General features: G+C 36.5%; 4 protein-coding genes. 1 reads left to right on the top strand and 3 read right to left on the bottom strand.

The features are described 5' to 3' along the window. The first annotated feature begins 391 nt into the window (after positions 1-391). A complete protein-coding gene (locus VB798_RS15530; protein WP_323259918.1) occupies positions 392-643 on the top strand; it encodes a helix-turn-helix domain-containing protein in 252 nt (83 codons plus the stop codon). 702 nt (positions 644-1,345) lie between these two features. Here the strand turns inward: VB798_RS15530 and VB798_RS15525 are convergent. The 3 genes from VB798_RS15525 to VB798_RS15515 all read right to left on the bottom strand — a co-directional run bounded on the left by VB798_RS15525 (position 1,346) and on the right by VB798_RS15515 (position 7,624). After that, on the bottom strand, positions 1,346-3,301 hold the full coding sequence (locus VB798_RS15525) for a glycoside hydrolase family 97 protein (RefSeq protein ID WP_323259916.1): 1,956 nt from the start codon (positions 3,299-3,301) through the stop codon (positions 1,346-1,348). 315 nt (positions 3,302-3,616) lie between these two features. Further along, complete coding sequence (locus VB798_RS15520) at positions 3,617-5,293, bottom strand: glycoside hydrolase family 43 protein (RefSeq protein ID WP_323259915.1); 1,677 nt, start codon at positions 5,291-5,293, stop codon at positions 3,617-3,619. A 519-nt stretch (positions 5,294-5,812) separates the two neighbouring features. Further along, positions 5,813-7,624 carry a RagB/SusD family nutrient uptake outer membrane protein gene (locus VB798_RS15515; RefSeq protein ID WP_323259913.1) on the bottom strand — a complete coding sequence of 604 codons (1,812 nt, stop codon included), beginning with the start codon at positions 7,622-7,624 and terminating at the stop codon, positions 5,813-5,815. Positions 7,625-7,632: the final 8 nt, after the last annotated feature.

Here is a 7,632-nt window from a genome sequence, read left to right as displayed (position 1 = left end):
CCTTAACCTTTGATTGAGGCAAATGAAAAACAAAATGTGTAAAACAGACACAAATGTAAGAATACATATCAAAACACTCACAATATTGTTTAAAATAATATTATAAAAATATAATTTTTACTCCGATTTCTACAAAACTTGCTAAAGCTAATATTTAAGGAAGAAAAGGTAGTCGCAAGCGAGATATGACCAAAGAAGGAAAACACAAAGTAATATTAATTACAAAAAAGGCAAAATGGTGTGAACCAAATTGCCCTATAAATCGAGTATCAAAAAACGACGTATTGGAAGTTTAAGACATCAGTGTATTTCACCTAGCCAAAATAATTATTCCTAATCCTAAGTACTCGTTTAAAATTAGTTGATGTCATTTTAGTATTAACTTTGTTTTATGGGACGATTCAATACACCAATATTAAGTGAATCGGCTAAATTAGCCTTAGAACAAGACTTTAAAACAAGTCAAGTACATTGCTATCATATGCGATGTCAAGTAATTTTACTAAAATCAACAGGACGTAAATCCGAAGAAGTGGGTGAAATTACTGGTATGACTTATGTAAGTGTCAATGCTTGGGTCAAAAGATACAAAGACTTGGGTATTGAAGGTTTAATTAACAGATCTGTCAAGGATGTAATGTAAGCGAATTCTTAATAAAGAAACCGATAAGGAATCTATATTACAAAGTGTTAAAACTCACCGCCAGCGAATCCAAACCGCTAAAGCTGAATGGGAAGAAAAGTCTGGCAAATCCTTAAGTGTTAGCACGTTAAAACTTTTTTAAAAGCCTTGACGGACGATACAAACGAGTAAGACTTCGTTGTAAAGGTAAAGTCCGTCCCCAATTTTTATGCTCTCAAAATAGAGTTAATTGCTGACTTAGAGCAACTTGCCCAGCAAGGACGCATTGATTTATTTTACGGTGATGAGAGCCATGTGTGTAGTGAAGATTAAGGTTATGTGCCCTATGGTTGGCATTCCATGCTGGGCAATTTCCTGATGAAGATATTTCTATACCCGTTGAAAAAGGCTATAAAATTAATCTTGGGGACTCATTAGCCGATGTAATAAAAGTCATTGGGTTACCTCAGGAGGGTTGTATATTGGCTACCTTCCTCCATATTAACCACACTTAAATATTGCTGAAACACCTTGGCATAAAATTAAAAAAGAACAAATTGACCCAATAGATTACCTTAATAAGGAAACGCTTTTCTATGCGGTTAATCGTTGCTTAGCTAATTTAGGAAAATCTTGGAAAATTAATTTCTCCGTTTTTAATATAACCTAATATATAACGGGCACTTATTAAAAAAGCTTTTCCATAATGATAGTTTTTAAAGCTTATTTTACAATCAAAACTGCACCATTAAACGGCACTGTTAGTTCTACTTCCTGAGTTGTTGGCACTTTAATTTTGCTAAGTTTTCCGTTTAATTGCTCATCATCCGCATAAATCCTGTACTCGGAATTTGCATTCAACATCGGGAGTTTTATAGTCTTTTTTAACGTTTCTTTTTCGGCATTGATAGCCACCACATACCAATTTGCGCCATGACGACGAGCTAAAATCACGTATTTACCCGGGTAGCCATCAATAAATTTTACTTCGTCCCAAGTTGTCGGAACTTCTTTCATAAAGTTGATTGCCCAAGTAGGAGCATCAGTCAAATTATTAGGGGCTAAAGCAAAATGCTGTACGGGACTTTGGAACAAAACGGCCGTTGCTAACGCATAAACATCGGAGGTCATACGTTTGGAACCACGATTAGGCGTATTATTTCCGTTGTAAAATTTATTCAAGGCACTGCCGCCGTAGTCCATGCTTCCTACAGCGTTTCTGATAAACGGATGAAGGGTAGCGTTGAATGATTCTTTATTACAGAATTGCTGTGAAAATGCTAAGTTCTCACTGGCCAAAACAGCTTCACTCGAAGCAAAATTTGGGTACATTCGCTCCCAACCACGAGGCAAGGTTGCTCCATGAAAAATACAGAGGATTCCGAAGTCGTTAGCATCGTAAAGAATATCTTCGTAAAGTTTGAGCGTTACTTGTTTATCTCCACCAAAGAAATCGACCTTAATTCCTTTCACCCCGATTGATTTCAACCAAGCCATTTCTTTGCGTCGAGCAATTGTATTGTTCATAATTCCTTTTGGCCCTTGCGGAGCATCATTCCAATATCCATTTGAGTTATACCATAAATACAAACTCACACCTTTCTTCTTAGCATATTTACACAATTCTACAATTTTTTCACGCCCGATTTGTGTATCCCAGAGAGCATCAACCAAAACGGTTTTGTAACCCATAGCCGCACTAAAATCTATGTAATTGATCTGTTCTTCAAAAATGGTTCGGCTATCCATTTTTATAATCCAACTCCAGCTACCTTTGGTATATTCAAATTTTTGACTGGCTTCATATAAAGGTTTTACGACATCAAAAGCTACGGTAGTTTCCACAATTGGTGAGAGGGTTTCACCCACTGTGATTGTTCGCCACGGCGTTTCGCCTGGAAGCATGATGCCAGGTGTGGTGGTGCCGTTGCCATTATTTTCGCCCATCATTGGGTAACCAATCGTGTAAAGGCCCTCTTTTTGTCCCATGAGTCGGCTGCCGCAGTAGTTAGCTCCTACACCTGTTTCGGAAATCAGAACCCAGCCATTTTCATTGACCTTAAAAAGACATGGAAAGGTATAGCCGTTATTATCTCGACCGTTTTGACCCATTGCATCGTCCACTGTATAGGGGATTTCGTAGCTGGGCATAGTGCGAGCAAAACCTACCATTGACCTGCTTTGCGACGACAAAAAAGTAGTACTTCCCGTGGGAAAACTAAACCCTGTGGCTTCTTCATTCACTACGCACGACAGAGCTTTTTTATAGGGGTATAATTTGTATTTGAACGCCAAATCGTTATTACTTACTCTAAAAACTACATCGAAAACAGTGTTAGTGTCTTTTTTGAAAGTAAAAACAGCTTCATTGGCTACATAATGAACTTTCGATTTTTTTATGGTCGCTAAACTGTAATTTTCGTCGATTCTCGACTCCTTTACCTTAGCATTCATGCTTAATCCTTCCCTAAGGTCTGCCACATTGGTTTGCAATCCAAGTGGTGACTTTGTAAGAAATTGCTTCCCATCCAACCTTACTTCATAGCTTATTTTGCCATTTTCGGTCGTTACCAAAACCACTAATTTTCCATCAGGGCTACTTACCCTTGCACTATTTTGGGCATTCACACCAAAGTTTAGTACAAAAATTAGGCAAATAAGATTTTTTACTATTTTCATCGGATTTATTCTAGTTTTCTGAAATTGTATCTTCGATTCTGAAATAGTCAAAATCGACAAAAAACTTGGAGTTTTCATAGTTCTTTGATTTATTTGCTTGTGCTGAGATTCCAATTATTTAGCTTCAATAGGTTTATCGTTTTAAATAATGGGATGTGGGTTTGTTTCACTTGAGCTTGTATATTTTGACTATGTATAAGCAGGAATAAAAACTGCTGTACCATACCGTTTTGTTCACATTTTTAATCAGTTATTAAGTACGCAACATAAAATCAAATGTTTTGATTTTCACCAGTATCAATCGTTTTTAGTTGTTTACTTAAACGTTGGGTCATTGCCTTTGTATTTCAGGTATTTAAAAGAGGCTGAATTATTGCTACTCTCGCCTGATGAGGTTGCATACATTCCATAAATACACCCAATAAAGCCTCCTGCTGTTTTGGTACTCAAGAATTTTCCATCTACATTATCTTTGATGACTTGCCAATTCTCTTTGGCAGTAGCATAATAAAAATTGTACTTATCCCCTGCTGAACTAATACGCAATTTTACTTGATTTTGCGTTGAACTTACAGGTACTTCGGCCAATAAATTCATGGTTTTTTCTTTTGGATTACTTTGGAAAAGTTGCAATACAGGCTTACCTCCAGCAATTGATTTTCCTATGAAATAGAAATGTCTTTCATCTTGAAAAATCATCAAACCTGCTTTTTCATTTTCCTTTGTGGCAGTAAAATTTAGAGCGGTTTCGGTAGTGCTGTAAAGATGTTGCTGACGTTTCCCTATGAAAGAAGGATTTGCAAAATCCATGACAGTTTCCGATTTTAGTTTCAAGGTTAAGCCTTTTTTCGGTGAAAGGCTAAAAGAACTTGAATCAACCGTTCTCATAAATAAAAGCGATGGGTCAAGCTTTTTGTCGAAATTGAGGTTATAGGCAAAATTTCCCGATTGTGGTAAAGCTCCTTTTTGCTTTACTTCCTTAAAATCAGTCGCATAGCTATATTTAATTTCCTTGCTATATGGGTTAATAATTGGCCATTCATCTTTCCATTCTACAGGAGCAATAAATGTTTCACGTCCTGTATTATAATAATCACCTTCGTAAGGACGAACCGCAAGGAAAATAGCATAAGTTTTGCCATCAGGACCATCGACAAACTGAGCATGTCCAGCCGAAGTAACGGGATCTTTGCGGTTTGCTGGTAAATCTCTTTGTGTTAAAATCGGGTTATTTTCATAAGGAACGTAAGGTCCCCAAACAGATTTACTTCTAAGAATTACCTCTGAGTGATTGACAGAAGTACCTCCTTCCGCAGCATATAAGTAATACCAACCAAAACGTTTCATAATGTGTGGGCCTTCAATCCATACAGGTTTTTTACTGATGTCAACCCCACCATTTACCAATTGCTGTTCTTCACCTACAACTTTTAAGTTTTTGTAGTCGAATTCGTATATACGAATAGTACGGTGTCCAGAATAAAGCGGTTTATTGTTCGGTGCGTCACTATTGTAAATGATATAGGCTTTGTCAGTTTCTTCATCAAAGTAAAGCGAAGGGTCAATTCCTCTTACTTGTGGTAGCTTTATAGGGTTACTCCATGGGCCAGCAGGGTTTGTAGCAGTTACTACAAAGTTTCCATCGTGGTCAATGTCGGTACAGGTTACGTAGAAAATACCATTATAATAACTAATAGCAGGAGCAAAAAGCCCACGAGTCATACGCTCTCCCATAAAATCCATTTGAGATGGACGATCAATTACATTACCTATTTGTTTCCAATTTTTGAGGTCACGACTGTGCATAACTGGAATCCCTGGAAAATATGAAAAGGTAGAATTGATAAGGTAATAGTCTTTCCCTACTTGTACAATACTTGGGTCAGGATAAAAACCCGTCATAATGGGGTTTTTCAAAGTAGTATTTTGGGCATTTGTAATATTGACTGTAATCAAATATGTTAATATCAAAACGAAAGCTTTTATTTTCATAGTACTAAAATTTCAATTTAAAGACTTATTTTGTTGAAATGTATAGATTTTACTTTTTACTTATTAATACATCAAAAAGTACCATTTCTTTCGATTCAAGAAGTTTTATAGTCGATTTTCCTCGCACAAAACTGTAGCTTGTCATCAAGCGTAAAAGCACTATAAAATTTATAATTTTTGATTTTTTATAAACAACTTCTTATGTTCTATTATAAATATACGTACTATATGAGGATCGCATATTTATCGTTGTCAAACATATTCAAGAAGACTTTTGATGTTGCAAAGTAAGTGAATAGATAAAAAATTGAGTAGCACAAATAAGTAAATATGAGCACCTAATGTTCAATAAACATGAAATTGTCAAATAAATATAAATAATATTACAAAAACGAGTTCAAAATCTGGGAAGCATAATCATTATCCATAAAATTTTAAAGTTGTTTAGAAATGAATCTATCAAGTAAAAAGCTGCCCCAAATATAAAATTTGGAGCAGCTTTTTTTTATCTAATCAATATTAATAACCCGGATTTTGTGTAAATGCAGGGCCTTCAACAGTACGGTCTATCTCAGACTGTGGGATTGGTCTTAAAAGATGGAAGTCTTTTACATAAGGAGCGGCTTCATTGTTCCAAAGTTTAATACGTTTAACCAAAGTTTTGGTACGAACTAAGTCTTGGTATCTCATCCACTCTCCAAATAATTCACGACTTCTCTCATCGAGAATAAAGTCAACAGTTACATCTGCTTCTTTGATTAACATAGCTTCTGCAGCCGCAGTATTTTGTGCAGCAGTATTGGTCTTACGATAAGCCGCTCTTTGGCGTATTACATTCAACAATTCAGCAGCTTTTGCTTTATTCCCTGCCTGAAGGTAAGCTTCTGCACCTACAAGATATACTTCTGCAAAACGTGTAATTACTACTGGACGAGTTGAAGGGTCATTAAAATTACTTCCACGACTTGGGTCCATGTGTTTTTTGATGGCAGGGTAAACATCAGCTTTCCAAAGACTTGGTGGAACAACAATTCCTTTAAATGGTCTCGTTCCAATGAATTGTGGAGCTCCAGCAACTTCAAAATCAGGAAGCCAAACAGCAGTATCAACACCTATTTGGGTGGTATAACTAATTCCTCTTTTGTTATTAGCCGCCGTTGCAGTATTTGTAATTGATTGATTGGCGATATACACGGTATAAAATGTATTGGCAAATCTTGAATCAATATCTCTTTTTACAAAAGCTTGGTCAAGGAAATAGTTCATTCCTGCGGTTTCACCAGCAGTTTGCTTTACGCTATTTGGGCGAATACGTTGGTATGGACGACCATAATATGAATCACGAACCATTAATGAAGTACCTGAATTCACCAAAATGCCACTTGCATTTACCGTTGAGTTAACACCACTATTATTTGGGTAATTCCAGTTAGTAAACCAAGGCGTAAGATTTTGTGCGGCACCACCACTAGAACCACCACCCACAGAATAATATCCGAATTTTGCATCATTTGAGTGGTCGCTGACAAACATTGTTTCTTTACCATAATCATTGGCAGGTACGAAAGCATCACCGAAATCTTGCCATAAATCCAACCCATAAGTTGCCTTATTAGCAATGATGTCACTTGAAATTTTTGCAGCTTCGGCAAAGTCTGTTTGTGAATTAGTCAACCAACCACGTGTAAGGTAAGCTTTTGCCAAAAAGAACAAAGCAACAGGTTTAGTGGCAGCTTTTCCTAAAAATGGAGCCGTTGGTTTGTCTGGTAAATCGGCCGCTGCTTCAGTTAAATCCTTAATGATTAGTTTGTAAACTTCGGCTGCTGGGTCTCTTTTGGCTGCTTGAGACGGCACTGTTATAAACTCAGTATGCAAAGGCACATCTCCCCAAGTCTGAACCAAATAAAAATACCAATATGCTCTTAAAAACTTCGCTTGGGCTAAATATTGTTTTTTAGTTGCTTCTGGTAGGCTTATACTTTGTCCAAACTTCAATACACCATTTAATGTATTGATACTGGTAAATGATGTTCCCCATGCTGAACCAAAGTTAGTACTGTTAAGTCCATTAAAAGTATGAATAGGACCACCACCACTACTTGCTCCTTGAATAAATTCATCTGTTCCTGCTTGCATTTCAGAAGAAAAACCTTCGGTACCCCATTGGTTACGAATTTCGTTATATACCCCTGCAATACCTCCAAGTACTCCCGCTGGACTATTGAAATATGAAGGTACGATTTGAGATTGAGGGTGTTCTTCAAGTATTTTTTCACAACCTAAACTTAATAATAAAGTACAGGCAAGTATGGATATTTTTATTTTTTTCATGTCGTTAT

The organism is Arcicella lustrica (assembly GCF_034930985.1).
Lineage (GTDB): Bacteria > Bacteroidota > Bacteroidia > Cytophagales > Spirosomataceae > Arcicella > Arcicella lustrica.
This window is presented reverse-complemented; position numbering and strand designations above follow the sequence as displayed.